General features: G+C 62.7%; 29 protein-coding genes. 14 read left to right on the forward strand and 15 right to left on the reverse strand.

Features of this window, described 5'->3' with window-relative positions; translation table 11 throughout:
* From rpmD to GV829_RS05375, 5 genes are all read left to right on the forward strand, one after another.
* A complete protein-coding gene (gene rpmD, locus GV829_RS05355) occupies positions 1–186 on the forward strand; it encodes a 50S ribosomal protein L30 (protein WP_169944621.1) in 186 nt (61 codons plus the stop codon).
* 117 nt (positions 187–303) lie between these two features.
* The gene (gene rplO, locus GV829_RS05360; RefSeq protein ID WP_169944623.1) at positions 304–786 is read left to right on the forward strand and encodes a 50S ribosomal protein L15; all 483 of its coding nucleotides are present in this window, start codon (positions 304–306) and stop codon (positions 784–786) included.
* Positions 787–999: 213 nt separating this feature from the next.
* Positions 1,000–2,367, forward strand: a complete 1,368-nt coding sequence (secY, locus tag GV829_RS05365; protein WP_169944625.1) for a preprotein translocase subunit SecY — start codon at positions 1,000–1,002, stop codon at positions 2,365–2,367.
* 51 nt (positions 2,368–2,418) lie between these two features.
* Positions 2,419–3,075: an adenylate kinase gene (locus tag GV829_RS05370; RefSeq protein WP_169944627.1), complete on the forward strand. Its 657-nt coding sequence runs from the start codon at positions 2,419–2,421 to the stop codon at positions 3,073–3,075.
* 67 nt (positions 3,076–3,142) lie between these two features.
* Entirely contained in the window at positions 3,143–3,709 is a 567-nt protein-coding gene (locus GV829_RS05375; RefSeq protein ID WP_169944629.1) for an SRPBCC family protein, read from the forward strand.
* 28 nt (positions 3,710–3,737) lie between these two features.
* On the opposite strand, the gene GV829_RS05380 is transcribed toward GV829_RS05375, so the two are convergent.
* From GV829_RS05380 to uvrB, 5 genes are all read right to left on the reverse strand, one after another.
* Entirely contained in the window at positions 3,738–4,286 is a 549-nt protein-coding gene (locus GV829_RS05380) for a hypothetical protein (protein WP_169944631.1), read from the reverse strand.
* A gap of 42 nt (positions 4,287–4,328) precedes the next feature.
* On the reverse strand, positions 4,329–5,021 hold the full coding sequence (ung, locus tag GV829_RS05385; RefSeq protein WP_169944634.1) for a uracil-DNA glycosylase: 693 nt from the start codon (positions 5,019–5,021) through the stop codon (positions 4,329–4,331).
* A gap of 32 nt (positions 5,022–5,053) precedes the next feature.
* Positions 5,054–5,485 carry a DUF4357 domain-containing protein gene (locus tag GV829_RS05390; protein WP_169944635.1) on the reverse strand — a complete coding sequence of 144 codons (432 nt, stop codon included), beginning with the start codon at positions 5,483–5,485 and terminating at the stop codon, positions 5,054–5,056.
* Positions 5,486–5,555: 70 nt separating this feature from the next.
* Positions 5,556–6,824, reverse strand: a complete 1,269-nt coding sequence (locus tag GV829_RS05395) for an exo-beta-N-acetylmuramidase NamZ family protein (RefSeq protein WP_169944637.1) — start codon at positions 6,822–6,824, stop codon at positions 5,556–5,558.
* Positions 6,812–9,001, reverse strand: a complete 2,190-nt coding sequence (uvrB, locus tag GV829_RS05400) for an excinuclease ABC subunit UvrB (protein ID WP_169944640.1) — start codon at positions 8,999–9,001, stop codon at positions 6,812–6,814. Before uvrB ends, GV829_RS05395 begins: the two co-directional genes overlap by 13 nt.
* 77 nt (positions 9,002–9,078) lie before the next feature.
* Here uvrB and GV829_RS05405 point away from each other — a divergent pair, with 77 nt between their 5' ends.
* The 3 genes from GV829_RS05405 to GV829_RS05415 all read left to right on the forward strand — a co-directional run bounded on the left by GV829_RS05405 (position 9,079) and on the right by GV829_RS05415 (position 11,063).
* On the forward strand, positions 9,079–9,648 hold the full coding sequence (locus GV829_RS05405) for a DUF3617 domain-containing protein (protein ID WP_169944643.1): 570 nt from the start codon (positions 9,079–9,081) through the stop codon (positions 9,646–9,648).
* 138 nt (positions 9,649–9,786) lie between these two features.
* Positions 9,787–10,752, forward strand: coding sequence for a sodium-dependent bicarbonate transport family permease (locus GV829_RS05410; protein WP_169944645.1), 966 nt, complete (start codon positions 9,787–9,789; stop codon positions 10,750–10,752).
* Positions 10,749–11,063, forward strand: a complete 315-nt coding sequence (locus GV829_RS05415) for a P-II family nitrogen regulator (protein WP_246203066.1) — start codon at positions 10,749–10,751, stop codon at positions 11,061–11,063. Before GV829_RS05410 ends, GV829_RS05415 begins: the two co-directional genes overlap by 4 nt.
* Positions 11,064–11,148: 85 nt before the next feature.
* On the opposite strand, the gene GV829_RS05420 is transcribed toward GV829_RS05415, so the two are convergent.
* Both GV829_RS05420 and GV829_RS05425 read right to left on the reverse strand, forming a co-directional pair.
* On the reverse strand, positions 11,149–12,159 hold the full coding sequence (locus tag GV829_RS05420) for a TerC family protein (RefSeq protein WP_169944647.1): 1,011 nt from the start codon (positions 12,157–12,159) through the stop codon (positions 11,149–11,151).
* 175 nt (positions 12,160–12,334) lie between these two features.
* A complete protein-coding gene (locus GV829_RS05425) occupies positions 12,335–12,520 on the reverse strand; it encodes an HP1242/YdcH family protein (RefSeq protein WP_169944650.1) in 186 nt (61 codons plus the stop codon).
* A 280-nt stretch (positions 12,521–12,800) separates the two neighbouring features.
* On the opposite strand from GV829_RS05425, the gene GV829_RS05430 reads away from it, so the two are divergent.
* Complete coding sequence (locus GV829_RS05430; RefSeq protein WP_169944652.1) at positions 12,801–14,072, forward strand: serine hydrolase domain-containing protein; 1,272 nt, start codon at positions 12,801–12,803, stop codon at positions 14,070–14,072.
* 16 nt (positions 14,073–14,088) lie between these two features.
* Here GV829_RS05430 and GV829_RS05435 read toward each other — a convergent pair whose 3' ends face one another.
* The 5 genes from GV829_RS05435 to GV829_RS05455 are packed head-to-tail and all read right to left on the reverse strand — an operon-like array spanning position 14,089 to position 18,259.
* A complete protein-coding gene (locus GV829_RS05435; protein WP_169944654.1) occupies positions 14,089–14,370 on the reverse strand; it encodes a hypothetical protein in 282 nt (93 codons plus the stop codon).
* 44 nt (positions 14,371–14,414) lie between these two features.
* The gene (locus tag GV829_RS05440) at positions 14,415–15,314 is read right to left on the reverse strand and encodes an EamA family transporter (protein ID WP_169944656.1); all 900 of its coding nucleotides are present in this window, start codon (positions 15,312–15,314) and stop codon (positions 14,415–14,417) included.
* A gap of 16 nt (positions 15,315–15,330) precedes the next feature.
* The gene (locus GV829_RS05445) at positions 15,331–15,813 is read right to left on the reverse strand and encodes an SAM-dependent methyltransferase (RefSeq protein WP_169944658.1); all 483 of its coding nucleotides are present in this window, start codon (positions 15,811–15,813) and stop codon (positions 15,331–15,333) included.
* Positions 15,810–16,733 (reverse strand): hypothetical protein, encoded by a 924-nt coding sequence (locus GV829_RS05450; RefSeq protein ID WP_169944660.1) that lies wholly within the window; start codon positions 16,731–16,733, stop codon positions 15,810–15,812. Before GV829_RS05450 ends, GV829_RS05445 begins: the two co-directional genes overlap by 4 nt.
* A 5-nt stretch (positions 16,734–16,738) precedes the next feature.
* Positions 16,739–18,259 (reverse strand): fumarate hydratase, encoded by a 1,521-nt coding sequence (locus tag GV829_RS05455; RefSeq protein WP_169944662.1) that lies wholly within the window; start codon positions 18,257–18,259, stop codon positions 16,739–16,741.
* A gap of 152 nt (positions 18,260–18,411) precedes the next feature.
* On the opposite strand from GV829_RS05455, the gene GV829_RS05460 reads away from it, so the two are divergent.
* The gene (locus GV829_RS05460) at positions 18,412–18,813 is read left to right on the forward strand and encodes a DUF1905 domain-containing protein (RefSeq protein WP_169944664.1); all 402 of its coding nucleotides are present in this window, start codon (positions 18,412–18,414) and stop codon (positions 18,811–18,813) included.
* 15 nt (positions 18,814–18,828) lie between these two features.
* Here GV829_RS05460 and GV829_RS05465 read toward each other — a convergent pair whose 3' ends face one another.
* Complete coding sequence (locus tag GV829_RS05465) at positions 18,829–19,674, reverse strand: hypothetical protein (RefSeq protein WP_169944666.1); 846 nt, start codon at positions 19,672–19,674, stop codon at positions 18,829–18,831.
* 660 nt (positions 19,675–20,334) lie between these two features.
* Here GV829_RS05465 and GV829_RS05470 point away from each other — a divergent pair.
* Positions 20,335–22,263, forward strand: a complete 1,929-nt coding sequence (locus tag GV829_RS05470) for a ribonucleoside-diphosphate reductase subunit alpha (RefSeq protein ID WP_169944668.1) — start codon at positions 20,335–20,337, stop codon at positions 22,261–22,263.
* 59 nt (positions 22,264–22,322) lie between these two features.
* Complete coding sequence (locus tag GV829_RS05475) at positions 22,323–23,375, forward strand: ribonucleotide-diphosphate reductase subunit beta (protein WP_169944670.1); 1,053 nt, start codon at positions 22,323–22,325, stop codon at positions 23,373–23,375.
* Here the strand turns inward: GV829_RS05475 and GV829_RS05480 are convergent, their stop codons facing one another.
* Complete coding sequence (locus GV829_RS05480) at positions 23,376–23,867, reverse strand: hypothetical protein (protein WP_169944672.1); 492 nt, start codon at positions 23,865–23,867, stop codon at positions 23,376–23,378. It lies immediately after the preceding gene.
* Positions 23,868–24,502: 635 nt separating this feature from the next.
* On the opposite strand from GV829_RS05480, the gene GV829_RS05485 reads away from it, so the two are divergent.
* Positions 24,503–24,682 (forward strand): hypothetical protein, encoded by a 180-nt coding sequence (locus tag GV829_RS05485; RefSeq protein WP_169944674.1) that lies wholly within the window; start codon positions 24,503–24,505, stop codon positions 24,680–24,682.
* 55 nt (positions 24,683–24,737) lie between these two features.
* Entirely contained in the window at positions 24,738–24,941 is a 204-nt protein-coding gene (locus GV829_RS14435; protein ID WP_169944676.1) for a KTSC domain-containing protein, read from the forward strand.
* A gap of 200 nt (positions 24,942–25,141) precedes the next feature.
* On the opposite strand, the gene GV829_RS05495 is transcribed toward GV829_RS14435, so the two are convergent.
* On the reverse strand, positions 25,142–25,924 hold the full coding sequence (locus tag GV829_RS05495) for a trypsin-like serine peptidase (RefSeq protein ID WP_169944678.1): 783 nt from the start codon (positions 25,922–25,924) through the stop codon (positions 25,142–25,144).
* Positions 25,925–25,952: the final 28 nt, after the last annotated feature.

Consider the following 25,952-nt stretch of genomic DNA (forward strand, 5'->3'; position numbering starts at 1 on the left):
ATGGCTGACAAGAAGACCTTCAAGGTGAAGCAGGTCGGTTCTCCGATCCGCCGCCCCAAGTCACAGACTGCCATCCTGATCGGCCTCGGCCTGAACAAGATGCACCGCGTCGTCGAATTGGAAGACACGCCCGCGACGCGCGGCATGGTCGCCAAGGTCGCGCACATGGTGCAGGTCGTCGACTGACATTGACTTTCCCCGGCTATCAGCCGATGGGCGGGGTGAATGGAACGGGGTGGGGCTTATCAGCCGCCACCCTTTTCCCATTTTTTGGCGCGAACAAAGCGAAAGCGAGTGCAAGACATGAAACTGAACGAACTGCGTGACAATGATGGTGCCCGCAAGGGCCGGATGCGCGTCGGACGCGGAATTGGCTCGGGCAAGGGCAAGACCGCCGGTCGCGGTCAAAAGGGTGCCAAGGCGCGCTCGGGTGTTGCCATCAACGGCTTCGAAGGCGGCCAGATGCCGCTCCACATGCGCATTCCGAAGCGCGGCTTCAACAATATCTTCGGCAAGGACTATGCCATCGTCAACCTGGGCATGGTCCAGAAGCTGATTGACGCCGGCAAGCTCGACGCCAAGGCCGTCATTGACCATGCCGCCCTCAAGGCCGCTGGCGTTGCCCGTGGCGGCAAGGACGGCGTCCGTCTGCTCGGCAAGGGTGAGCTGACCACCAAGAAGCTGAACTTCAAGGTTGCCGGCGCCTCGGCTGGCGCGGTTACCGCGGTCGAAGCAGCTGGCGGTTCGGTCGAACTGCCGGCCGCTGCTCCGGCCAGCGAAGGCTGAGTCATTGCGGGCGGGGGCTTGCGTCCCCGCCCGTCCCGCCCCATTTGTCGGGGCACGGGTAGGGGTGGACCTGCGGACTGGCTGATGGCGTGACGACGCAGCCGCCGGCAACAAGCAAGACCCTCCTTTACCCGTCGGAATGTTGCCCTTAACGGGTAACAGCATTGCCCGGTCCAGACATTGCGGCTGCCGGGCCTTATCGAGGCAGTCATCATGGCATCTCGCGCCGATCAAATGGCGATGAATCTGGACCTGAGCAAATTCGGTCAGGCGACCGAATTGAAGAACCGCTTGTGGTTCACGCTCGGTGCGCTCGTCATTTTCCGTTTCCTCAGCTTTGTTCCGCTGCCCGGTGTCGATCCGGTGGCGATGAACCTGCTCTACACCCAAACGGCTTCGGGCGGCATTCTCGACCTGCTCAACACTTTCTCTGGCGGCAGCCTGGAGCGCATGAGCATCATCGCGCTCGGCGTCATGCCCTATATCACCGCCTCCATTGTCGTGCAGCTGGCATCCGCCCTGTCGCCTACCCTTGCCGCTCTGAAGAAAGAGGGTGAGGCGGGACGCAAGAAGCTCAACCAATATACCCGTTACGGCACGGTCTTCCTGACCATCATCCAGGGGTATTTCATCGCCACCAGCCTTGAGGCGCAATCGGCTCAGAACGCGATCCAGGCGGTCATCAATCCCGGCCTCACCTTCCAGATTTCAGCTATTGTCAGCCTGGTGGGCGGCACGCTGTTCCTGATGTGGCTTGGCGAGCAGATTACCAGCCGTGGGATCGGCAATGGCGTTTCGCTGATCATCATGGCCGGCATCGTTGCCACCCTGCCGCGCACCTTGGCCCAGTTGTTTGAACAGGGACGCACCGGTGCGATGAGTGGCATGGTCATTCTGGCCCTGCTGGTTGGCCTGTTTGCCACCATCTGGTTCATCAGTTTCATGGAGCGTTCGCAGCGCCGGGTCCTGGTGCAATATCCCAAGCGCGCCACGGCCCAGGGTATGGCGCAGCAAGAGCGCAGCCACTTGCCGCTCAAGGTCAACACTGCGGGCGTGATCCCGCCGATCTTTGCCTCTTCTCTGTTGCTGATGCCGTTGACGATCACTCAGGCACTGGGCCAGCGGGTCGATGAAAGCACGACCTGGGGCAGCACCCTGTTGACCCTCAACCAACTGTTTGCCCACGGGCAGCCCCTGTACATGTCGCTCTATGCTGTCGGCATCATCTTCTTTGCCTTTTTCTACGTCGCGGTCGTCTTCAATCCTGAGGAAACCGCCGACAATCTGAAGCGGCAGGGTGGATTCATCCCCGGCTACCGTCCGGGCACCGCGACCAGCGACTATCTGGACTATGTGCTCACGCGCATCACCGTCATCGGTGCGGCCTATCTGGCGGTGGTCTGCCTCATCCCTGAATGGGTGACGGCCTCGACCGGTGTCGGTCTGGCGCTTGGTGGCACCAGCCTGCTGATTCTGGTCAACGTCACCATCGACACGGTGTCGCAGATGCAGGGCCATTTGATGGCGCACCAATATGCCGACCTGATCAAGAAGGCTAAGCTCAAGGGCCGCATGCGCTGATCGGCAAAGCCGACAGACAGACGGGCCAGCCAAAAGGGGAAGACAACGCCGATGGCCATCGACATCATCCTGCTCGGCCCGCCGGGGGCCGGCAAGGGCACCCAGGCAACGCGGTTGCAGGACGAGCATGGCATGGTCCAGCTATCGACTGGCGACATGCTGCGTGCAGCCGTCAAGGCGGGCACGCCGATCGGCCTCCAGGCCAAAGCGGTGATGGAAGCAGGCGAACTTGTCTCTGACGAAATCGTCTCCGGCCTGATAGGCGAAAAGCTTGATGAACTGGGGCCGGACACGCCGGTGATCTTTGACGGCTATCCGCGCACCGCAGCCCAGGCCGAATCGCTCGATGTGCTGCTCTCGACCAGGGGGCGCACGCTCGATCATGTGATTGAACTCGACGTCGACGAAGATGCACTGGTCGAACGGATCACTGGCCGTTTCACCTGCGCCAGTTGCGGCGAAGGTTATCACGACCGGTTCAAGCAGCCCGTTGTCGAAGGCACCTGCGACAAATGCGGCAGCCATGAATTCAAGCGTCGGCCCGACGACAATGAGGAAACGGTGCGCACCCGCATGGCGGAATATCGCGCCAAGACGGCGCCGATCCTGCCCATCTATGAAGCGCGCGGCATTGTCTCGCGCGTTGATGGCATGGCCAGCATGGATGCGGTGAACAGCGCCATTGAGGCCATTCTCAAACCGGCCTGATCATGGCACCATCCCCCTTATGCCGGCCGCTACATCAGCCGCCATGCCCAAGAGGATGATGAGGACCATGGCCCAGTTTGTGATCCGGAGCGCCCTGGCCCCTGCTGCGGCGCTGATGCTTGCCATGGTCACCGTGCCTGTGGCAGCCGAAGTCGTCAGCAGCGACGAATATGGCTTTTCCATCCGCATTGAGCGCAGCACCAACGCGGCTCCTGACGCAGCCTTTGCCTTGCTGGCCAACCCCGCCCGCTGGTGGGCGGACACGCACACCTGGAGCGGGGATGCCGATGCGATGAGCATTCAGCCACAGGCGGCGGGTGCCTGTTGGTGCGAACTGTTGCCCAATTTCGGGTCGGTCGAACATGGTCATGTCATCCGTTGGGATCCCGAACATGGCCGTATCCAGTTCCGGGCCGAACTGGGCCCGCTGCAAAACCTCCCGGTCAATGGCAAACTCGAATGGATTGTGACCGCCGCCCCGGACGGCAGCACGCGTGTGGCCATGCGCTATGAAGTGGCAGGCCGTGGCATGGCTGATCCTGATGCGCTTTCCCAGGCGGTCGACCGGGTGCTGACCGAACAGGTTGAGCGGTTTGTCCGCGTCGCCAACGGCGGCAGTGCATCAGACTCCTGAAGCCGAGGCTATCCGGCCCCGAACCCCATCAACTCCGGCAATCTTCGATCACTCGCGCGAGTTCGGGTTGGGTGGGAACGATGATTGGCGCTTGACGAGTGGCCTCGATCAAAAAGCGACCGCGGCTGTAGATAAGCTGGTCCCACAACGGATCCGCCGCCGGGAGGGTGGCGGTCAACATGCGGTGCGCGGTGTCGATGCGGATCGGCAGCGACCGTTCGGCAAAACTGTTGCGGATGTTCAGCATGACCGCCATGTCTGCTGGGATCACGCCTGCCCGCGCCAGGGTGATTTGCCCATTCGTGCAGCTGATGCTGGCCTGAACCGGGCCTGATCCGCTGACGAATCGGGCCATGCTGCCGCGCTGGGAGGATGCATAATGCCATTCACCCGGAGCGACATCAGCGACTGACCAGTCGCCACTGTAGCGATCCACAGTCGGAGGCGTCACGGGAAAGGATGGCGCCGGGGCCGGTGCAGGCGCGGCGACCGGACGGGGCGGTGCCACCGGCGCAGAGGGGCCGACGCAACTGGCCAGCAGCGGGATCAGGGCAAAGGTTGGGAGGAGCCGTATCATGCGCCGGTTATGCCGCCATGAGCCGCGGTCGGCAAGCATTGCTCAAACCGCCGGCAATGCCCAGTCGACGGGTGACACCCCCTGATCCGCAAGCCATTGGTTCGCTTGCGAAAAATGGCGGCAGCCGAGGAAGCCGTTATGCGCTGACAAGGGAGATGGGTGCGCCGCGGTCAGCACCAGATGCCGCTGCCGGTCAACAAAGGCGGCCTTGCGCTGGGCATAGGCGCCCCACAAAAGGAACACGACCGGTTGTTCCCGTTCATTGACGATGCGGATGACGGCATCGGTAAAGCGTTCCCACCCCTTCCCGGCGTGGCTCGCCGCCTGACCGGCCTCAACCGTCAGCACGCTGTTGAGCAGCAGCACGCCCTGCCGGGCCCAATGGTCCAGGAACCCGTGGCACGACCGGGCGATGCCCAGGTCCGCTTCCAGTTCCTTGAAGATGTTGACCAGACTGGGCGGGATGCGGACGTTGGGGCGAACCGAAAAACACAGGCCATGCGCCTGCCCCGGCCCATGATAGGGGTCCTGGCCAAGGATCACGATCCGCACCGCTTCGGGCGGCGTCAGTTCCAGTGCCCGGAACCATTCCCCGCCCCTGGGATAGATGGTCTTCCCGGCCGCCTTTTCCGCAACAAGGAAGGCGCGCAATTGCGCCATATAATCGGCGTCAAATTCGGGTTGCAGCGGCTCGCGCCATTCGGGACGCAGGGCGACAGAGGCGGCGGTGCTCATGCTCTCCGGCCTGCCGGGCGGGCCAGACCAAGTCAAGCGCTGCGGTTCTGTCGTCGCGCACCGCCAGCCGGGCGTAGGCTGCCGAGCCTGCACCAGCCCGCTTCGCCTGGCCGTTGCACCTCCCAGAACAGCCAGCCATTGGTCGCGCTGCCGGTAATCATCCTGGCCGCCTGTGACGGGCTGGTCCGCCGGGAACCACTCTCGCGGTCGAACCAGCGGCCCTCGATAATTTCTGCGAAATACGTCTTTCCCTTGAATGTAGCGCGCAACAGGCTGCCATTGGGCAGCGACACACCCTTCCAGGCCAGTTCCGGCGCGACATGGCCACCCCGCACCCCCTTGCGAGAATGGAGCGCGGCATGATCGGCCATCAGTCGCTCAATCACCTTGTCGAGCGTATCACGCTCATTCTCCAACAGGCCGGTGAGGCGCTGCCAATTCTGAAAACTGATATCAATCTGCATCCGCCCCGCGTCCCCATGTCGCGACTCGATATGCTGTGATTACGCATTTGTTGTTACGATGGCGAGTCGATCAATAGATAAGGAAAGGCGCCCGGCGTTCAGCGAAGCGGGCCAGCCCATCTTCCCAGCCCGCCTCAATTGTGGCGATTGATGTGCCATCGAGCAGGGCTGGACGGACCCATGCCTGGCCAATCAGCCGATCGAAGAAGGGCGGACCGCCTTCAAGGAAGCGGACCTGAGCGGGGTAAAGGCGCAGAAGCGCCGAGATGATCGTCAATCCGGTGCGGACTGGCCGGAAAGCGGAACCCTCGCTGGCCCATATTTCAACCCCTTCACAGGGCTGGCCGGCATATTTGGATGCCGTCGGTGTGAACAGGGCCGGGTCGAACTCGACACCTGCCAGTCCCGCTTGCGCCAGGGCCGCCGCCAGGGCCTCGCCCTTGATGAAGGGAGCGCCGATGGTTTCGAACGGGCGGTCGCTGCCTCTCCCCTCCGACACATTGAGCCCCTCGATCAGCACGGTGCCAGGATAGGTGATGATGGCTGACGGTGAGCGCAGGTTCGGAGAGGGCGGGACAAAGGGCAGCTGGCCGGCAAGGAAGGGTTCGAAACCGTCACTTCGGTTCCAGCCGAGCATCGGCACGATGTGAAGACCGGCACCGATTCCCGCCTCCCGGTTGATCATCCCGGCGAGTTCGCCAAAGGTCAGGCCATGCCGCAGCGGCACATCATGGGCGCCGACAAAGCTGGCGAGCGCCGGATCGAGCATCGGCCCTTCCATCTGCTCTCCGCCGAGCGGATTGGGACGGTCAGCGACGATAACCTGTGTCCCGGTGCTGGCCGCAACACGGAGCAGGGCTGCCAGCGTTGAGCTGTAGGTGAAGGGACGCGCACCGCAGTCCTGAAGATCGACCACCACTGCATCGACCCCGCCAACCAGCGCCGAGTCTGGTTCGCGGCGCGCACCATAGAGACTGTGCACTGCGAGGCCGGTGGCGCTGTCCACCGTGTCTCCGACGGAAGCGCCGGCAGCAGCCCGGCTGTCGAGGCCATGCTCGGGGGACAACAGGAAGGCAAGGCGGTCGCCGGCATGGGCGGCCAACCGATCGACCGCGCGGACCCCATGCCGGTCGACAGCGGCGGCATGGGTCAACAAGGCGATCCGTTTCCCGGCGATATGATCGGCATGGTCCCCGACCAGCCGCTCCAACCCGGTGAGCAAGGGCTGCGGATCGGCACTGGCTGGCGTTGCGGACAGACCCGGGGCGGCCATCGCCGCCACCGCCGCGCCGGCCAGGCCCTGACCGACCTGCCGCCGGGATGGCCTCAGCGCCCCCACTTGGTCTTGCCCTGCTTGCCAAAGCGGCCTTTGCGCGTTCCCGGCTTGCCCTCATTGCTGCGGCCAATGCGCGGCGCGGCGCTCGGCGCAGAGCCGATGCCGAGTTCGTCGGCTTCGAGCTTGCGGATTTCGTCGCGCAAGCGGGCGGCTTCCTCGAATTCGAGGTCACCGGCGGCCTTGCGCATCTTGCCTTCCAGCTCCTCAATGTAGGCGCGCAAATTGTGACCGACGAGGTTGTTGCGGCCGTCCTCCAGGTCGAGGTCGACCTGCACACTGTCGCCCTGGCTGACGTCGGCGACAATGTCGGCAATGCCACGCTTGACCGATTCGGGCGTGATGCCGTGCAGTTCATTATAGGCCTGTTGCCGCGCGCGGCGGCGGTCTGTTTCAGCGATGGCGCGCTCCATGCTGCCGGTCATGCGGTCGGCATAGAGGATGACGCGGCCGTCCACGTTGCGCGCGGCGCGGCCGATGGTCTGGATCAGCGAGGTTTCGGAGCGGAGGAAGCCTTCCTTGTCGGCATCGAGGATGGCGACCAGACCGCATTCGGGGATGTCGAGCCCTTCGCGCAGCAGGTTGATGCCGACCAGCACGTCATAGACACCCATCCTGAGGTCGCGGATCAGTTCGATGCGCTCCAGCGTCTCGACGTCAGAATGCATGTAACGGACCTTGAGTCCCGCCTCGTGCAGATATTCGGTGAGATCCTCGGCCATGCGCTTGGTCAGGGTGGTGACGAGCGTGCGATACCCCTTGGCGGCCGTCGCCCGCGCCTCGGCGATCAGGTCATCGACCTGCTCCTCGATCGGGCGGATGATGACCGGGGGGTCGATGAGGCCGGTCGGGCGGATCACCTGTTCGGCGAACACCCCTTGCGTCCGTTCCATCTCCCAAGGCCCCGGCGTGGCGGAGACAAAGGTCGTCTGCGGGCGCATCGCGTCCCATTCGTTGAAGCGCAGCGGCCGGTTGTCGATGCAGCTCGGCAGGCGAAAGCCATATTCGGCGAGCGTGATCTTTCGTCGGTGGTCTCCGCGCGCCATCGCGCCGATCTGTGGCACCGTCTGGTGGCTTTCATCGACGAACAGCAGCGCGTTTTCGGGCAGATATTCGAACAAGGTCGGCGGCGGCTCCCCCGGCAGGCGACCGGTGAGAAAGCGCGAGTAATTTTCGATCCCGGCGCAACTGCCAGTGGCGGCGATCATCTCGAGATCGAAATTGGTCCGCTGTTCGAGCCGCTGTGCTTCCAGCAGCTTACCCGCTGCCACCAGTTCCTTGAGCCGCTCGGCCAGCTCATGCCTGATCGCCTCGCTCGCCTGTTTCAGCGTCGGACCGGGCGTCACATAGTGGCTGTTGGCATAGACGCGGACGCTGTTGAGGCTGGCGGCCTTCTTGCCGGTCAGCGGGTCGAACTCGGCGATCTCCTCAATCTCGTCGCCAAAGAAGGTGATGCGCCAGGCGCTGTCCTCATAGTGTGACGGGAAGATTTCGAGACTGTCGCCGCGGACGCGGAAATTGCCGCGGGCAAAGGCGGCGTCATTGCGCTTGTATTGCAGCGCGACGAGCTTGCGGATGATCTCCTGCCGGTCGGCGACCTGCCCTTTCTTCAGGTCAAAGATCATCGCCGAATAGGTTTCGACCGAGCCGATGCCATAGAGGCAGGAGACCGATGCGACGATCAGCACATCGTCGCGTTCGAGCAGGGACCGGGTGGCTGAATGGCGCATCCGGTCGATGGCCTCGTTCACGCTCGACTCCTTTTCGATATAGGTGTCGGTGCGCGGCACATAGGCTTCGGGCTGGTAATAGTCGTAGTAGCTGACGAAATATTCGACCGCATTGTCGGGGAAAAAGCTTTTGAACTCGCCATAAAGCTGGGCGGCGAGGATCTTGTTGGGGGCGAGCACCAGCGCGGGGCGCTGCATCGTCTCGATCACCTTGGCCATGGTGAAGGTCTTGCCCGATCCGGTCACGCCCAGCAGCACCTGGTCCTTTTCCCCCGCTTCGGCGGCGGCGACGAGCTCGGCGATGGCGGTCGGCTGGTCGCCCGCCGGCTGATATTCGGATGCCAGCACGAAGGGCTTGCCGCCTTCGGCCTTGGGCGGTCGCGCCGGCCGGTGGGGAACAAAGCCTGCGCCGGTTTCGGGCTCGTCGAGCGTGGTGCGGATTTCGATTGCCATAGCCGCCTATATGGAGGAGCAATCAGCGCATCACAATTGCGACGGCCGCGCCGTTCGCAGGCAAGAGGGACAAACCGATGCGCCACCACGCCCTGAAGCTGAGCGCCGCGCTCATGTTTTTGACCGCCTGTGGGGACAGCGAAACGCCCAAAGCAGATGATCGGGGGGCGGCGGCGACGGCTGCCGCTGCGGCCGAGCTCAAGCAGATTGAGCCGGGGGAGTATGAGAATAGCATCAGCATAACCCGCTTTGAATTGCCGGGGTTGCCGCCCGAAATGCTGGCTGAGGTCCGCAGCCAGATGGAACAGACGATGGCGGTTCAAACCCGGGTCTGTATTTCGCCCGAAGAAGCCTCGGGCGGCCGTGAGGAACGGATGCGCAAGCTGGTGCAGGGCAATGGCGATTGCCGTGTCGAAACAATCAATGTCGATGGCGACGCGATTGAAGGGCGGATGCTCTGCCAGACTGACAGCGGTGCCAATGGTACCATGACCTTTACCGGCACGATGGCGGCTGACCGGTCCGACGTCTCGATCGCCACCGAATTGTCGGAACCCGGACAAACGGCGGGCAGTGCCAAAATCGACATGCGGGTCGTATCGCGCCGGGTTGGCGATTGCGCGGCAGGAGCGGGCATCGCGCCTTGAACGCGGGTGCACCGGCCGCCTCCTGCCGTCCGGCCAGTCTTTGCCTGGCCCAGCTTGCATTGTAGCAAAACCCGGCTAGAGACGTGTCGGTGACCCCGGGCGCGCCCTGAATGACGCCCGGCTACTCAGGGGCCACACATGAACGGCGTCGAAACGCTGCTCTCTCCCGTCATTCTGTTTTTCCTGCTGGGTGCCGTTGCGGCCTTTGTCCGGTCTGACCTGTCAATCCCGGAAGCCATCGCCAAGGGCATGTCGCTCTATCTGATGGCGGCGATCGGCCTGAAGGGCGGAAAGCAGGTAGCCGAAGCCGGCTTTTCCATCGAAATCCTTGTCGCCGCAGGGGTCGGCCTGCTGCTCAGCCTGATGCTGCCGCTGCCCGCCTTTGCCCTGCTGCGCCGGCTGGGCGGGCTCAACCGTACCGATGCCGCCGCCTGTGCCGCCCATTATGGTTCGGTCAGTGTTGTCACCTTTGTGACCGGGGTCGAAGTGCTGACCGCTGCCGGCATGCCCCCCGCCGGCTATATGGTGGCCGTATTGGCGCTGATGGAGACACCCGGCATTGTCGTCGGCCTGCTGCTGGCGCGACAGGCAGGCGGCAGCGCCGTCGCGGGCGCACAGGGGAGTCGGTTGCTGCACGAAACCTTCTTCAACGGATCAGTCATGCTGCTGGTCGGCAGTTTTGTCATCGGCCTTGTCGCACCCAAGGACGCGCTGGCCCAGACCCTGCCCTTCTTTGACGGGCTGTTCCGTGGCGTCCTCTGCCTGTTCCTGCTTGACATGGGGCTCATTGCCGCCCGCCGTTTCCGTGATGCGCGCGCCATGACCTGGCGGGTCGCCGGATTGGCGCTGCTGTTGCCGATCATGAACGGGCTGATTGGCGTGACGCTGGCAACATTGGCTGGCCTTGAGCCTGGTTCCGCCGCCGCGCTCGGCATTCTTGCCGGCAGCGCTTCCTACATCGCCGCGCCGGCGGTGGTACGCATGGCCTTGCCGGAGGCTGACCCCGGCCTCTATCTGGGCATGTCGCTGGCCGTCACCTTTCCGTTCAACATCATTTTTGGCATCAGTCTGTTCAGCCTGTATGCCGTTTGGATCGCCCCATGAGCATCGAGACCATCCGCCGCCGCCGTATCGAAGTGCTGGTTGACGCTCCGCTCGCCCGGCGGGTGGTGGACCATGCGCTGGCGGTGGGCATTGCCGGCTATACGCTGATGCCGACGCTCGAAGGGCAGGGCGGGTCAGGTCATTGGACGGATGACCAACTCAGCGGTGCCCAATCCAAGCTGATGTTCCTGAGCGTCACCAATGCGGCCAAGGCCGACGCCTTTGTCGATCGGATCAGCCCGCTGCTCGACAGTTACGGCCTTGTGCTGCTGCTCAGCGATGTTGATGTGGTGCGCGCCAACAAATTCTGACGATTTGTCCGAAATCACCCGCAATGGAAAAGGGGCGGCGCCGTGCGGCACCGCCCCTTGCTTGTTCCCTTTAAGGCAAGCTTGATCAGTGGGTTGGTGCGGTTTCCGTGCCGCGTGTCTTCCAAAGCGACCAGGCAATGCCGCCAAGGATCAGGCCAAAGGTCACCGCAAGGCTCAGCACCGGCGGGAACTTCTCTCCGCCCAGCAGGAAGTCGGAGATGAAGATTTTGGAACCGATGAAGACGAGCACGGCAGCAAGCGCATATTTCAGATAGTGGAAACGATGCACCATTGCGGCGAGCGCGAAATAGAGCGCCCTGAGGCCGAGCACCGCCATGATGTTGGAGGTGTAGACGATGAACGTATCGGTGGTGATGGCAAAGATTGCCGGCACACTGTCAACCGCAAAGACAAGGTCGACAACGTTGATCACCACCAGCGCCAGGAACAGCGGGGTTGCCGCCAGCACCATCTTGCCGCTCTTGCTGTCCAGCACACGGACAAAGAAATGCTGTTCGTGCAATTCAGGCGTCACGCGCATGATGCGCGAGATGAACTTGACCGCCGGATTCTGGGAGACGTCCATCGGCTTTTCGCTCGACACCATCATCTTGATGCCGGTGGCGATCAGGAACACGGCAAAAAGATAGAGCACCCAATAGAACTGCTCGACCAGGGCCGCGCCGAGCGCGATCATGATGCCGCGCAGAACGATCACGCCGATGATGCCCCACAAAAGCGCGCGATACTGATATTTGGCGGGAATGCCGAATGTGGTGAAGATGAGGCCGATGACGAAGATATTGTCGATCGACAGCGCCTTCTCGATGAAGAAGCCGGTGTAATATTTCATCGTCAGGTCGGTGCCGATGGCGGTGCCATAGTCGGCGGTCTTCTGGAAATAGACCCAGATGCCAAAGGCCAGCGCGATCGTGATGTAGAAGGCCGAAAGCTTGAGCGATTCGCCAATGCCCATCTCGCGGTCTTCCTTGTGGAGGATGCCGAGGTCAAAGGCCGTCAGGGCGACAACTATGCCCAGAAACGCCATCCAGAACCAGACTGGCGTACCCAGCCAGTCGAGCATTAAAAATTCCACCTGTTCAATCCTTGTTATTCTGTGTGACGAGCGAACCGGGCCTCATCCCTGTGCGATCCTGGTGATGGTCACCCTGATCATGATGCCCGGTCGTTATGATTGGGGAATGTGGAATGCCGCCCGCCGGGCTGGCAAGAGGGGGGGGATGGGACCAAACCCGGCGGGCGACACCCCGTCAGCTGCCGCTGCGGGCTGGCCGCTGCCGGGTGATGAAGCGGTGGATCATGTCCTTGATACGGAGCTTGAGCCGCTTCAGTTCATTGATGCGCTGCCAATCGGCCCCGGCGCGCTGCTGCTCCAGGCGCAGCGCATCATCGATGCGGGCATGGCGCTCGATCAATCGGAAAATGCGTGTGGACATGTGCTACTCCTCTTGGATGGTTCAAATCCAATCGGGGCACCGGTCTTGCGGACCGCTCGCGTTTGGGTGCGAGATTGCGGGGGGATGCAGTCGGACCCGCAAGTACCGGTGTTACCCGATACGGTCCGACATCACGCATGTGACAAAGAGGGGGGGGATGCTGTCACACACGCCAGAGGGGCCCGGCCCGCTCGAAGGTTATATTACCGGATCAGTATTATTTCAAGGGGTGATTTCAACAATCAGTGCATTTCTGCCAAAGCGCCGCTAGCATAGACGCATGATCAGTCTCTTTGCCCTTGCCGCTGCTGCGGCGCTGCCAACCAGCGCCGCCGTGAATAGCGCGCCAGCACAAGCTGTTGCGATAGCAGAATCCGCTGCCCCGCCGGCCCCGGCGCCCGAGCCGGCGGCCGCAGTGTTCCTGTCCTTTGACAGCACCGGCGCGCAGCAAACCCGGGTCGCCCGGGGCCTGCTGTATCGTGGATCGGAGCGTCCGGTTGATGCCGACAGTCTGGTCCGGGTCGCGTCCGTCTCCAAACTGGCGGTTGCGCTGGGGGTGATGCGGCTGGTGGACCAGCGTCGGCTCGATCTGGACGCGGATGTGTCCACCTATCTCGGCTGGCAGCTTCGCCACCCGGCGTATCCCGAACGGCCGATCACGCTCGCCATGCTGTTGTCGCACCGTTCGGGCCTTGCCGATTCGATTGATTATGTGCTGCCGCTCGATGCCGATCTCGAGGCTGAGCTGCGACGGCCGGAAGCATGGGAAGCCGCGCGCCGCCCCGGTGGCGGATTTCGCTATGCCAACATCAATTATCCGGTCATCGCCGCAGCCATGGAAGGCGCCACCGGTGAGCGGTTCGACCGGCTGATGCAGCGGCTGGTCTTTCAGCCATTGCGCATCGATGCCTGTTTCAACTGGACGACGTGCAGCGATACGGCGGTATCCCGGGCCGTAACCCTCTATCGCCCGACCGGCGAAGTGGCGCGGGATGATCTGAACGGTCAGCGGCCCGCCTGTCCGGTCGTCCCGGCCCGCGACGGCAGCTGTGATCTCGCCACCTATCGCCTGGCTCGCAATGGCGCGAGCTTTTCGCCTCAGGGCGGCATGCGCATTTCGATGCGCGGCCTCGCCCGGCTCGGCGAAGTGCTGTTGCGCGATGGGGACCGGTTCGTCAGCCGCCGCAGCTTCCACCGCATGACCCGGTTGCAAGCCGTGGCCGAGCCTGAGAGCGAGGGCGGCCTTTACTGTGGCTATGGCCTCGCGGTGCACAGCATCGGGCCGGCACGCGGGGATGCGGCCCGCTGGTGCCGCAGCGATCCGTTCGGCGATGCAACGCCCCAGATCGGCCATGCCGGGGAGGCCTATTCGTTGCGCTCGGGCCTGTTCGTTGATCCGGTGACCGGCACCGGCGTCGCCTGGTTCGTGACCCAGCAACCGGAATTCAACGCGCCGCTGGGGGCACGTTCCATCTATACGGCCGCTGAGGAAGCCATGTTCGCGGAAGCCGGCCTCACCGGTCCGCGCCCGGTCCAGCCCCGTCGCCGCTGAAGCGTACCCGAGGCGCTTACTCGCCCGGCGGCGGCCCTTTCAGCCAGGCGACCGTGCCGACGTTGAGCATCGTATAAATGCCATAGAGCAACAGTGCAGCCATCCAGCTATGCTCTGTCGCCAATGCGGCGGTGAGCAGCAGGATGAACTCGACGACATAGGTCGAATGGCGTCCCAGCGTCCGCCGCATGGCCCCGGTCGCCGCCTCAACCGCCGGATGGCCGCTTTCCAGCATCCAGCGGTGCATCGCAAAATTGGCGACTCCGGCCAGCAATATGGCGATGAGGGCGATGATCATGGCGTCGGCCTATGCCACCAGCGCGTTCAGTCGTCGAGAGGTGGTCACAGCCCACCCCACAGCGCCAGCGCCACCCCGGTGCCGACCAGCACCAGCCCGCCGATCTCGAAGCGCTTGACCCGTTCCTTGAGATAGAGGCGCGAGAAGCCGAGAGTGAAGATCACCTCGACCTGCCCCACCGTGCGGACGAGCGCGACTGGCGCGGTGGCAAAGCCGGTGAACCAGCAGGCCGAGCCGAGCGCCGCCAGTGCGCCGACCTGTGCGGAGACGCGCCATGTCCGCAGGACGGCGGCGATCTGTTCGGGCTCGCGCAGGAGGACATAGCTCCCCTGCATCAGTGTCTGCCCGGCCTGCACCACGACGAGGGTCAGCAGCGCCGCCAGCACCAGATCATCGGTGGCAATGTCCCTCGTCGCCAGCTTGACGAAGATGCTGGTCATGGTGAAGCCAAGACCCGCCCCCAGTCCGCACAGCGCGGCTGGCTGGGCGAGATCGGCGAGGCGCGGCCGCGCTCCCCCGGTTGACAACAGGATCACCCCCGCCACACCCACGCCAATCCCGGCCCAGGTCAGCAGCGCCAGCCGCTCCCCCAGCAGCAGCAGCGAAAGCAAAGCGCCCTGGATTGCCTCGGTCTTGGCATAGGCGGTGCCAGCCACATAATTGCGATAGCCGAACGCCATGAGCAGCAGGTTAGTGCCGATAATCTGGGCAAAGCCCGCCGCCATCGCACAGGCGAGGAAGATCCAGCCGACTGCCGGAAGGCTCTCCCCTCGCCACAACAGGTAGGCGGCAAGCAGGACGATCCCCACCGGCAGGCCATAGAGATAGCGCACCAGCCCGGCGGCGTTGAGCGACAAATCGGCCCGCACCCGTTGCTGCACAGCCGTCCGCCATGCCTGAAACAGCGCCGCGAGTAGCGTGGCGGGGAGCCAGATGGCTGTCATGCGCCGACCGGCGGAATCATTGCGGCGCGTCTGTCCAATAGCCCGCCATCAGCTCTTGTGACCAGGCCGGTTGGCTGATGTCGCCGCGCGGCAGAAATTCCCGCATCACGGGTTTGATGTCGATCACCGGGGTGCCGTCAATCGCATCGAGGCCGGCGACCTCGAGACTGCGCCCGGAAATGCGCAGCAACCGACAGGTCGTCAGCCCGATCCGGTTGGGCCGATTCTTGCCGCGCTGGGCAAAGATGCCGACCATCGGCCAATCGCTGCGACCGCGCGGATGCCGCGCTCCCGTCTCGATCCGCTCTAGCGGCACCCGATCGAACAGGAACAGGATGTCGACATGGCTGAAACCGTCCAACCCGGCGAGCGCTTCCTCGCCATAGCCATCGGCCAGGATAATCGTCGCCCGTTCGGCATCCCAATTATCGTCGACCGTCTCTCTGCGGGTCGAGCGAACGTAAGCAATCGGTCTGATCTGGAATGTGGGCTCGGTCATACTGCTGCTCCTGCTGCTGCGATGGAATCGCTTGTTTCGATCCACTCCCAGCCGCCAAAGCCTGCCTTGTCGAACCCCGGCCCGGAGTTGAGCCGTTCGACCGCGCCGTCGGAGAGGCAGGAAATCCATGCGCCCTGATCGCACCACAGCCACGCCAGCCGCTTGCCGCAGTCCGCAGCCTTCAGCGCCCGCGCCAGCGCGACATGGATATGCGTCGACAGATATTTGCCCGCCGGGGCGTAGCACAGCGTCACCGGCTCGCCATTGACCGTCATGCCGATGGTGCAGGGCGGGTGCGGGCCGGGGCCATTGAGCAGTGTCAGGTCAATCGCCACATCGCGCACGTCGAGCGCGCCGCACGCCAGCCGCACCAGATCGGCAATTTGCCCGCGCAGCACCTCGGCAAATTGTTCGGCATGGCTGTCATGCAGCACGACATTGGTCATGCAGAGTTCGGGATCAAAGCCGGGGTGCCAATAATTGGCCTCGGCCAGCGCGCCGAGCACGGCGGCCTGCGTCACCGGCCCGTCCCAATCGGCCACCCCTTCGAACAGCATGGCCGGGTCGGGGACATCGGGGGCAAAGACACCCTCATCCCCCATCAGCTTGACCACCCGTCGCACCAGCCCTTTGCGCGCCGGGGCCAGCAGCGGCCGGTCGGCTGACGCATGGACGGGCAGCGCCGAAGGCGCCGTGCCGCGCCCACGAACCAGACCGATAAGGTCAGCGATCAAGGCCGGAATTCCAGCGAAGGACCAGACGCCAAAGCCGGCAAAGGCGCCCAGAAAAATGCTCATCAGCAGCCTCGCGCTGTTGCCCGTATCGGGACTGAAGTCGACAAGGAAATAGACCAGCAAGGCGGCGATCAGCCCGGTGACAATCGCCACCCTGCCTGAACCGCTGTGCAGGAACTCCATCATCTCCCTCAAACCCCCGCGAGCAGCCCCTCTTCGGCGATCTTCTTCTTCCACAGCATCGGCGCGGTGACGTGGACATTCTCGCCCTTGCTGTCGACCGCGACGGTCACCGGCATGTCCTTGACGGTGAACTCATAGATGGCTTCCATGCCGAGATCGGCAAAGCCTACGACTTCGGCTTCCTCGATCGCCTTGGCGACGAGATAGGCCGCGCCGCCGACCGCCATCAGATAGGCGCTGTTGTGGTTGGCGATGCTCTGGGTCGCTGCCGGGCCGCGTTCGGCCTTGCCGACCGATGCGAGCAGGCCGAGGTCGAGCATCATGTCGCTGAACTTGTCCATGCGGGTGGCGGTCGTCGGGCCGGCCGGGCCGACCACCTCGTCACCCACCGGATCGACCGGGCCGACATAATAGATGACGCGGTTCTTGAAGCTGACCGGCAATTCCTCGCCCTTGGCCAGCATGTCGGCGATGCGCTTGTGCGCGGCATCGCGCCCGGTCAGCATCTTGCCGTTGAGCAACAGCCGGTCGCCCGGCTTCCAGCTCGCCACCTGTTCGGCGGTCAGCGTGTCGAGATCGACGCGGATCGCCTTGCTGTCGGGCGCCCATTCGACCTTGGGCCATTCGTCGAGGTTGGGCCGCTCGAGATAGGCGGGGCCGCTGCCGTCGAGGGTGAAGTGGGCGTGGCGGGTCGCGGCACAATTGGGGATCATCGCCACCGGCTTGGATGCGGCGTGCGTGGGCCAGTCGAGGATCTTGATGTCGAGGATGGTGGCGAGCCCGCCCAGACCCTGTGCGCCGATGCCCAGCGCATTGACCTTGTCGAACAGCTCGATGCGCAGCTCCTCGATCGGGTTCTGCGGCCCGCGCGTCTTGAGTTCGGCCATGTCGATCGGGGCCATCAGCGATTGCTTGGCGAGCAGCACCGCCTTTTCCGCCGTGCCGCCGATGCCGATGCCCAGCATGCCGGGCGGGCACCAGCCGGCACCCATCTGTGGAACCATTTCGAGCACCCAGTCGACGATCGAATCGCTGGGGTTCATCATCTTGAACTTCGACTTGTTCTCGCTGCCGCCGCCCTTGGCCGCGACGTCGATATGCACCTTGTCGCCCGGCACCATTTCGACATGCATCACCGACGGCGTATTGTCGCGGGTGTTGACCCGGCTGAACGCGGGATCGGCGAGGATCGAGGCGCGCAGCTTGTTTTCGGGGTGGAGATAGGCCTGGCGGACGCCTTCATCGACCACCTGTTGCAAGGAACGCGGCGAATCGAGCCGGCAATCCTGCCCCCACTTCACGAACACGGTGACGATGCCGGTGTCCTGACAGATGGGCCGGTGCCCCTCGGCGCACATGCGGCTGTTGGTCAGGATCTGGGCAATCGCATCCTTCGCCGCCGGTCCCTGCTCCAGCTCATAGGCTTTGCCGAGTGCCCGGATATAATCCATCGGGTGAAAATAGCTGATATACTGCAGCGCGTCGGCGACGCTGGCGATCAGGTCGTCCTCACGGATGGTCACGGTCATGGCAAAGGCCCCCGGTTGGCGGTGGAAGAGTCTGCGCCCGGCCATAGCGGGGGCGGGCGGTGCGTCAATATGCGCATGTTCCCCTGTGCAGGGCAGCAACCTTAACCGCCTCAACGCTTGCCCTCTTCTCCATCTCGCGCCACGCTGGCTGCATGACCAGCCGTCCGACCGATCCCGAACTGGCCCGTTTCCTGCGGGAAGAGCTCGGCGTCGATGCGGAGCCGCTGGCCGCTCCTCAAGCCGGCTGGCAGGTCAACGGCATCGTCCGTGTCTGGCGTCCCGCCGGCACCAGCGCCGGTGAAACGCCATCCGCCTGGTATTTCCTGCCGATCAGCGGAGAGGTGGCTGAGGTGATTCGTGCTGCTACCCGTGGCCGCACCGGTGGTTTCGGGTCGGTCAAGGTCAGCGCAACTATCGGCGCAACCAGCTGGCAAACCTCGATCTTTTCCAGCAAGGATATCGGCGGCTACCTCCTCCCGCTCAAAGCCGCTGTGCGCAAGGCCGAGGGGCTGGAGGAGGGGGCCGCCGTTGAGGCCATGCTCCGTCCTGCCTGACGGGCGGGGCCGGCTTCAATTGTCGTTGGCCGGCAGTGCCGGTGTCGCGCCGGGTGGCAATTGGATCGGTGTGGCGTTGGTCGGTTGGCGCTGTGCTACCGTCCCGTTGCTGTCATTCTTGGGATTGTCCCGCGACAATTGCAGGGCGCGTTCAGCCGCTGCGGCGGTCGTGTTGAGCAGGCTGCGCATGCCCAGATAGCTGCAGATATTGGCATAGCGCATGATCACTGACTGGGCGGTGCCATAATCGCCGGGCAGGGTCGAATCGCTGGCCAGCGTGCGCGCGCGAAAATCGTCCTGCGCCGCCAGCACCAGCGTCCGCACCTGTGCCAGGTCCGGACCGGCGACAAAGGCATCATCATAATTGCGGAAGGTCGAATCGAGCACGCCAAAGCCGGTGGCAATGCCGGTGACAACATCCTGACCCGCATTGGCGAGTCCCAGTACCGCGCTCATCGCCGTGCCGACGTCATTGGTTGTTGACCGGGCAAAGTGGCGGCGGCGTTGCGCCTCGTCGGTCAGGCGGAAATATTCGTCGCAATATATGTCGCTCAGGGCGAAGCCGGCGCCAAGGTAGCGCCGCATGTTGGAAGAGTCGGCCTCGGCCAGCGTGGCGTCGCCTTCCTCCTCACCGCCGTCGGTGGAGATCGCTTCGCGCAGGACAGCATAATTGGCGGCAATGAACGGCGGAACGGCCCTTGCCGCGCTGGCCGATACGCCACTGTTCGGGTCGGAAAGGACCGGTCGCGGATTCTTGTTCGGGTCGATACTGTCGAATCCCCGCCGTATGCCGGTGGCTGTGCCGGTGCAACCCGCCAGACTGGCGGCCAAGACAACGCCCATTACCGATTTCCACATCATGCCGCCCCTTTCCGAATGATTCGGTGGTCCCGCCGCCGGGCGAACTCCTGGCGTCTGTGCCCTGTCCCCCGCATCGGCGGGCAGACCATCCGTTTTCTCTGGGCGATTGCGCGTGACACCGGTCACGCCAAGCGGCTGTTGAGCGCACACCCGTTGCGGTCTCGATCCTGCTGGAAGCCGGGTCCCTCGTCGATGCCGTGTCCCGTTACGCACGATCATTGATTTTTTCGTTTGTGCTGCCGCACGACGGCAATTTTTTTCCGTCCACGGTTCGTTCTCTTGCCTTGGTCCGAAATCGAGGAAAGTCCACGCGTCGCTGCATTGCAACAGGGCCAAATTTGCGACGAGCCGACTCGTCTCAGCGATGAATGGAAGGCTGAACGGCTCGTTAATCTTGTTGCATCCAGATTCGACTGTGGCACTATAGGTGGTGGGTCAGCCGGTGAGGGCACCCTACAGATTGTGTCTGACAGCGCGGTCCGCTATATCGGCAGGCCGAAGGAGGGCGGTTTTATCCCGCTTTTCCGGGCCAACAGGTGCGACCCTCGCCTTCGCTGGAACAAGCGAAATCAGGGGGGATTCCTGATTCGAACAGAGATAGAACATTTGGGGGTGGCGAATCGGCGCGCCTCCCGGCAGACTGGTGTGGGGAACAAGCTGATGGATTTTCGCGATACGCGCGCTGAGGAGACTGGAAACGTGGCAACGCAACTGGATGAACGGCCGGCCAATGCCGGGGATGCCGCGGTCGCCGCAGCCACCGCTACACCCATGTCGTCCAAGACGGTGCAGGAGCGCCGCTTTCCGGTGACCACCGATGAGTCGCGCGATTCGCTGCTGACCGACTTCGGCAAGGAGACGCTGCGCGACCGCTATCTGCTGCCCGGCGAATCCTATCAGGACCTGTTTGCCCGCGTCGCCGCTGCTTATGCCGACGATGCTGATCATGCCCAGCGCCTCTATGATCATATCAGCCGCCTGTGGTTCATGCCGGCTACCCCTGTTCTGTCGAATGGCGGCACCGGGCGCGGCCTGCCGATCAGCTGCTATCTCAACTCGGTGGATGACAGCCTTGAGGCGATTGTCGGCACCTGGAACGAAAATGTCTGGCTCGCCTCGCGCGGTGGCGGCATCGGCACCTATTGGGGCGCGGTGCGCGGCATTGGTGAGCCGGTCGGCCTCAATGGCAAGACCAGCGGCATCATCCCCTTTGTCCGCGTCATGGATTCGCTGACGCTGGCTATTTCGCAGGGCTCGCTGCGCCGTGGTTCGGCCGCCTGCTACATCGACATCCACCACCCGGAGATTGAGGAGTTCCTCGAAATCCGCAAGCCGTCGGGGGATTTCAACCGCAAGGCGCTCAACCTGCACCACGGCGTCCTCATCACCGATGAGTTCATGGAAGCGGTGCGCGATGGCGCCGAATTCAACCTCAAGAGCCCCAAGGACGGCAGCGTCCGTGGTTCGGTCGATGCGCGCAGCCTGTTCCAGAAGCTGGTCGAAACCCGCCTCGCCACCGGTGAGCCCTACATCATCTTCATCGATCAGGTGAACCGGATGATGCCCAAGCACCACCGTGAACTGGGGCTTAAGGTCTCGACCTCGAACCTCTGCTCGGAAATCACCCTGCCGACCGGCCGCGACCATCTCGGCAATGACCGCACGGCGGTGTGCTGCCTGTCGTCGCTCAACATGGAAACCTGGGATCAGTGGAGCGAGGACAAGGGCTTTGTGGAGGATGTCATGCGCTTCCTCGACAATGTGCTGCAGGATTATATCGACCGCGCGCCCGACGAGATGGCCCGCGCCAAATACAGCGCGATGCGCGAACGTTCGGTCGGCCTCGGCGTCATGGGCTTCCACAGCTTCCTCCAGGCGCGCGGCCTGCCGTTCGAAGGGGCGATGGCCAAGGCGTGGAACCTCAAGATCTTCCGCCACATCCGCGAACAGGTCGACACCGCCTCGATGATGCTGGCGCAGGAACGCGGGCCGTGCCCCGACGCTGCCGATCAGGGCGTGATGGAACGGTTCAGCTGCAAGATGGCGATCGCGCCGACCGCGTCGATCAGCATCATCTGCGGCGGCACCAGCGCCTGTATCGAGCCGATCCCGGCCAACATCTACACGCACAAGACGCTGTCGGGCAGCTTCTCGATCCGCAACCCGCACCTTGAGGCGATGCTGATCGACAAGGCCAAGAACAGCGAAGCGGTGTGGAACTCGATCCTCGAACGCGGCGGTTCGGTCCAGCACCTCGACTTCCTCAGCCAGGAGGAAAAGGACACGTTCAAGACCAGCTTCGAGATTGACCAGCGCTGGCTGCTCGAACTCGCGGCGGACCGCACGCCCTATATCGACCAGGCGCAGTCGCTGAACCTGTTCATCCCGGCCGATGTCGAAAAGTGGGATCTGATGATGCTCCACTTCCGCGCCTGGGAATTGGGCATCAAGTCGCTCTATTACCTCCGCTCGAAATCGATCCAGCGCGCCGGTTTCGCCGGCGGGGTGGAAGCGGACAATACGCCCGACGCGCCCAAGTTCGAACTGGCGACGACCACCGATTATGACGAATGTCTGGCCTGCCAGTGATCATCTGCCCCTCCCCTGCGGGGGAGGGTGTCTTTGCGACGAAGTTTTAGGAAAAGCCCATGTCCCTCACCGAAGCCCGCGCCCAGTACAAGCCCTTTGAATATCCCTGGGCCTATGATTTCTGGAAGCGCCAGCAACAGATCCACTGGCTGCCGGAGGAAGTGCCGTTGGGCGAGGATTGCCGCGATTGGGCGCAAAAGCTCTCGGATCATGAGCGCAACCTGCTGACGCAGATTTTCCGCTTTTTCACCCAGGCCGATGTCGAGGTGCAGAATTGCTACCACGAACATTATGGCCGCGTGTTCAAGCCGACCGAAATCAAGATGATGCTGACCGCGTTCAGCAACATGGAAACGGTCCACATCGCCGCCTATTCGCACCTGCTCGACACCATCGGCATGCCCGAAAGCGAATATGGCATGTTCCTTCAGTACAAGGAAATGAAGGACAAGCACGATTATCTCAGCACCTTTGGCGTCGATAATGACGAGGATATCGCCCGCACGCTGGCGATGTTCGGCGGATTTACCGAAGGGCTGCAACTGTTCGCTTCCTTCGCCATGCTGATGAACTTCCCGCGCTTCAACAAGATGAAGGGCATGGGCCAGATCGTCACCTGGTCGATCCGCGACGAAAGCCTGCATTGCGAGGGGATCACCCGCCTGTTCCACGCCTTTGTCAAGGAACGCGATTGCCTGACCCCCGCGGTCCGGGATGACATTCTCGATTGCTGCCAGAAGACCGTGCGGCTCGAAGATGCCTTCATCGACCTCGCCTTTGAACAGGGGCCGGTGCCGGGCATGACGCCCAAGGAAATCAAGCGCTACATCCGCTACATCGCTGATTGGCGCCTCGGCCAGCTCGGTTTCCAGCCGATCTACATGATCGACGAACACCCGCTCCCCTGGCTCGCCCCGTTGCTCAACGGGGTGGAACACGCCAACTTCTTCGAAACCCGCGCCACCGAATATGCCAAGGCCGCCACCCGCGGCGACTGGAACCAGGTGTGGAGCAGCTTCGACCAGCGCCAGAAAGCCAAGGCCGGCGACATCCTCCCCGTTAACGACGACGGCGACGACATGTTCAAGGCCGCAGGAGTGGCGGCGGAGTGATTATTCCTCCGTCCAGACTTCTTTCATAAGCTCGATATGCCGAATCAGATTTGATAAAGCTCGCTCACTCGCGGTTCCGACCAGGCGAAGTTCTGCCGTGCAGTCTTTGGTTAGCGGGATTCGGACCAAATCTATGCTGGACGAACTTTGAACGGAGCCTTGTACGTCAATTGGAGAAGATGCCTCCGGCACCCTAGGTTCATTGATTGCGAGATAAACGTTTTCGTCCGGAGCGCCCGAAGTGCCTAAAACTTCGGTCAGATAAGCATCCGTCTCACGCAATGCGGCTATCGTTTCTTCTGCGCCGGCCTTTGAGAACCCGAGATCTCTGATCAGATACGCCCTGATGGGTTCGTCAGCAGTCGGAATTCGCCCGCTGAAGCGATCGTACAAAGAGCGAAAGACTTCCGGTTTTTTCGAGGCATTTCCAAGAGCAGCCTGCAATTCAAGAGAGTCGTTCGGCTCGAAAATTGTCAAAGCAAGTTCGCTCACCCGAGTTTTATCACCTACGCCATCTATTAATCCGAATTGTCGGATTGAGCCTAATGCAGTAGAACTAGCCCCATTCTTACCAGAGAACCCCATTAATTCTAGTGCAGTTAGGGAATCTATAGAGCTTCTATGAACTGCTTCATAGATCTTCTTTGTATAATCGAGAGATTGTCGCAAAGAATGCTTTGGCGCCCTAGGGCTGCGACTGCGATCGCTAGGAGTTAAGGCCATGTTCCTTACCTCGTTCTAAGTTTCCACAAGAGCAATTTAGTACATTCTCCGTCCGAATGCAACGTACGACAAAGAAGGGTCCATACGGGGAAAAGCCACGTTTTGCGATATTCTTAGCAGGCCGTCTCAGATTGAAGCCCAGCCCATGGAAATTTTAGACGTCAGCGTTCGTTATAATAAACGTCCAATATGGGCCATTTAGAACTTTTCGGTTGACGGCCGCCAGCCACCCAACTATTCTTTGCAATGCAAAAAGGCCAGAGTCGCTCTCGAGCAACTCTGGCCTCCTGAACCGGGAGTCGTTGTAGCGACTTTCCGGTTGGGTTGGGAATAACCCCGCACCCTATCCAAGTGTGGCGTTACTCCTCGATTTGCATTTGTGCAATCGGCAAAGGAGATTTGCCATGACGACGACGACAAAAGCCAAGATTGGCACTCGTGCAGCCACCGGCACCATCTGCCCTGAAAGCGGCGTGTGGAAAGTTGAGGGCACGCCTTCAACGACAGCGCCCATCGCCAAGGGTAACCGCATGCCGCCTTATGGCGGCAAGGCGGTGGTGTGGGTCCTGACGGCCTACGCTTGATCGATTGGGAAGGGGCGGGCCATCGGTTCGCCCCTTTTCATTTGGAGGCGTTCAAATGCACTACTTTTCTTCGACAGCCATTCGGGCTGCGTCATACGATGTGAGCACCCGCGTCCTGAGTCTGCAGTTCACCTCTGCCGTCAAGTGGTATGACTACCCCGGCGTACCACGGCACATCTATCAGGGGCTTCTCGACGCCACGTCAAAGGGAACATATTTCAATCGCTATATTCGGGATCAGTATTCAGTAGCGGTTTGAGATGGGCAGTGCCGGGACACATGGTTGATGAGTTCCGGCTCAACCCAACCACCCCATCCCGCCCTAATCACCGCCGCCATCACGGCATCGCCCGGCCACCTCTCGAACGAAGATGCGCCCTCTCCATCAAACCCCTTTGTGCCTTCGTGTCTTCGTGTGAGTCCAAACAATCTCGCACAAAGCCACAAAGCCACGAAGAGTCAGCGCCGTTCTCCACGCGATCGTGAGGCGCGGGCATCGAGCTCGCGGATCATCGCGTTCACCTGTCGGACAAACCAGTCATCGACCCGGCGGGCACCCGCGCCGGCAGAGCGATATCCCACCACATGGATGCCGACCAGCCTCAGACGACTGCCGTCGCGTTGCCACACCGGTCCGCCGCTGTTGCCGGTGGTGGTGCGGATGAAATAGCTCAGCCGCCCCCTTCGGCTGTCTGCCACAACCGGCCCAGTCGCGGCGTACATTGTCCTTGTGTCGGCAATGCCGGCGCCCGGATAGCCCGCCAGTTCAACCACTGCACCGGCAGGCGGCACATCGCTGGCCAGTTCGACCGGGGTGGAGGTGGGCAGTTCGCGCGGCAGGCGGATCACGCCCAGGTCATGCGAATAGCGGCGCCATCGATAACCATTGGCCGTCGCCCATTCGCGTCCGGTCAGGATGAAATCCGGCGCGCTGTCGCCGATGATGCGACGGCCACAGCGAACCTCAATCCGGGTCACCCTGTTGTAAATGGGGCTGGAGACATTGTGCGCGGCGGTGATGAGGTAACGCCCCCGATACAGCACGGCTGAGCCGCTGCCACCATCCCCGCCCAATCCGACGCGCTCCGTCTGCAGATGACAGACATTGGCATAGGGGTCGTTGGGACCTGCTGCAGCCACCGGCTGTTGCTCAACGGGCCGGCCGGCCGGTGTCACCAGTGATGGGCCAGTGCATCCTGCTGCGGTCAATGCCATCGCGGCGCCAGCCCAAAGCCTGTTCATGCCAATCCCCTTCGCAATTCAACTTTCA

This window comes from Sphingomonas lacunae (assembly GCF_012979535.1).
Taxonomy (GTDB): Bacteria; Pseudomonadota; Alphaproteobacteria; order Sphingomonadales; family Sphingomonadaceae; genus Sphingopyxis; species Sphingopyxis lacunae.

Coding starts and splice junctions, on each gene's coding strand:
- rpmD (WP_169944621.1), top strand. CDS start 1: ATGGCTGACAAGAAGACCTTCAAGGTGAAGCAGGTCGGTTCTCCGATC.
- rplO (WP_169944623.1), top strand. CDS start 304: ATGAAACTGAACGAACTGCGTGACAATGATGGTGCCCGCAAGGGCCGG.
- secY (WP_169944625.1), top strand. CDS start 1,000: ATGGCATCTCGCGCCGATCAAATGGCGATGAATCTGGACCTGAGCAAA.
- GV829_RS05370 (WP_169944627.1), top strand. CDS start 2,419: ATGGCCATCGACATCATCCTGCTCGGCCCGCCGGGGGCCGGCAAGGGC.
- GV829_RS05375 (WP_169944629.1), top strand. CDS start 3,143: ATGGCCCAGTTTGTGATCCGGAGCGCCCTGGCCCCTGCTGCGGCGCTG.
- GV829_RS05380 (WP_169944631.1), bottom strand. CDS start 4,286: ATGATACGGCTCCTCCCAACCTTTGCCCTGATCCCGCTGCTGGCCAGT.
- ung (WP_169944634.1), bottom strand. CDS start 5,021: ATGAGCACCGCCGCCTCTGTCGCCCTGCGTCCCGAATGGCGCGAGCCG.
- GV829_RS05390 (WP_169944635.1), bottom strand. CDS start 5,485: ATGCAGATTGATATCAGTTTTCAGAATTGGCAGCGCCTCACCGGCCTG.
- uvrB (WP_169944640.1), bottom strand. CDS start 9,001: ATGGCAATCGAAATCCGCACCACGCTCGACGAGCCCGAAACCGGCGCA.
- GV829_RS05405 (WP_169944643.1), top strand. CDS start 9,079: ATGCGCCACCACGCCCTGAAGCTGAGCGCCGCGCTCATGTTTTTGACC.
- GV829_RS05410 (WP_169944645.1), top strand. CDS start 9,787: ATGAACGGCGTCGAAACGCTGCTCTCTCCCGTCATTCTGTTTTTCCTG.
- GV829_RS05415 (WP_246203066.1), top strand. CDS start 10,749: ATGAGCATCGAGACCATCCGCCGCCGCCGTATCGAAGTGCTGGTTGAC.
- GV829_RS05425 (WP_169944650.1), bottom strand. CDS start 12,520: ATGTCCACACGCATTTTCCGATTGATCGAGCGCCATGCCCGCATCGAT.
- GV829_RS05430 (WP_169944652.1), top strand. CDS start 12,801: ATGATCAGTCTCTTTGCCCTTGCCGCTGCTGCGGCGCTGCCAACCAGC.
- GV829_RS05435 (WP_169944654.1), bottom strand. CDS start 14,370: ATGATCATCGCCCTCATCGCCATATTGCTGGCCGGAGTCGCCAATTTT.
- GV829_RS05440 (WP_169944656.1), bottom strand. CDS start 15,314: ATGACAGCCATCTGGCTCCCCGCCACGCTACTCGCGGCGCTGTTTCAG.
- GV829_RS05445 (WP_169944658.1), bottom strand. CDS start 15,813: ATGACCGAGCCCACATTCCAGATCAGACCGATTGCTTACGTTCGCTCG.
- GV829_RS05450 (WP_169944660.1), bottom strand. CDS start 16,733: ATGATGGAGTTCCTGCACAGCGGTTCAGGCAGGGTGGCGATTGTCACC.
- GV829_RS05455 (WP_169944662.1), bottom strand. CDS start 18,259: ATGACCGTGACCATCCGTGAGGACGACCTGATCGCCAGCGTCGCCGAC.
- GV829_RS05460 (WP_169944664.1), top strand. CDS start 18,412: ATGACCAGCCGTCCGACCGATCCCGAACTGGCCCGTTTCCTGCGGGAA.
- GV829_RS05465 (WP_169944666.1), bottom strand. CDS start 19,674: ATGATGTGGAAATCGGTAATGGGCGTTGTCTTGGCCGCCAGTCTGGCG.
- GV829_RS05470 (WP_169944668.1), top strand. CDS start 20,335: ATGGATTTTCGCGATACGCGCGCTGAGGAGACTGGAAACGTGGCAACG.
- GV829_RS05475 (WP_169944670.1), top strand. CDS start 22,323: ATGTCCCTCACCGAAGCCCGCGCCCAGTACAAGCCCTTTGAATATCCC.
- GV829_RS05485 (WP_169944674.1), top strand. CDS start 24,503: ATGACGACGACGACAAAAGCCAAGATTGGCACTCGTGCAGCCACCGGC.
- GV829_RS14435 (WP_169944676.1), top strand. CDS start 24,738: ATGCACTACTTTTCTTCGACAGCCATTCGGGCTGCGTCATACGATGTG.
- GV829_RS05495 (WP_169944678.1), bottom strand. CDS start 25,924: ATGAACAGGCTTTGGGCTGGCGCCGCGATGGCATTGACCGCAGCAGGA.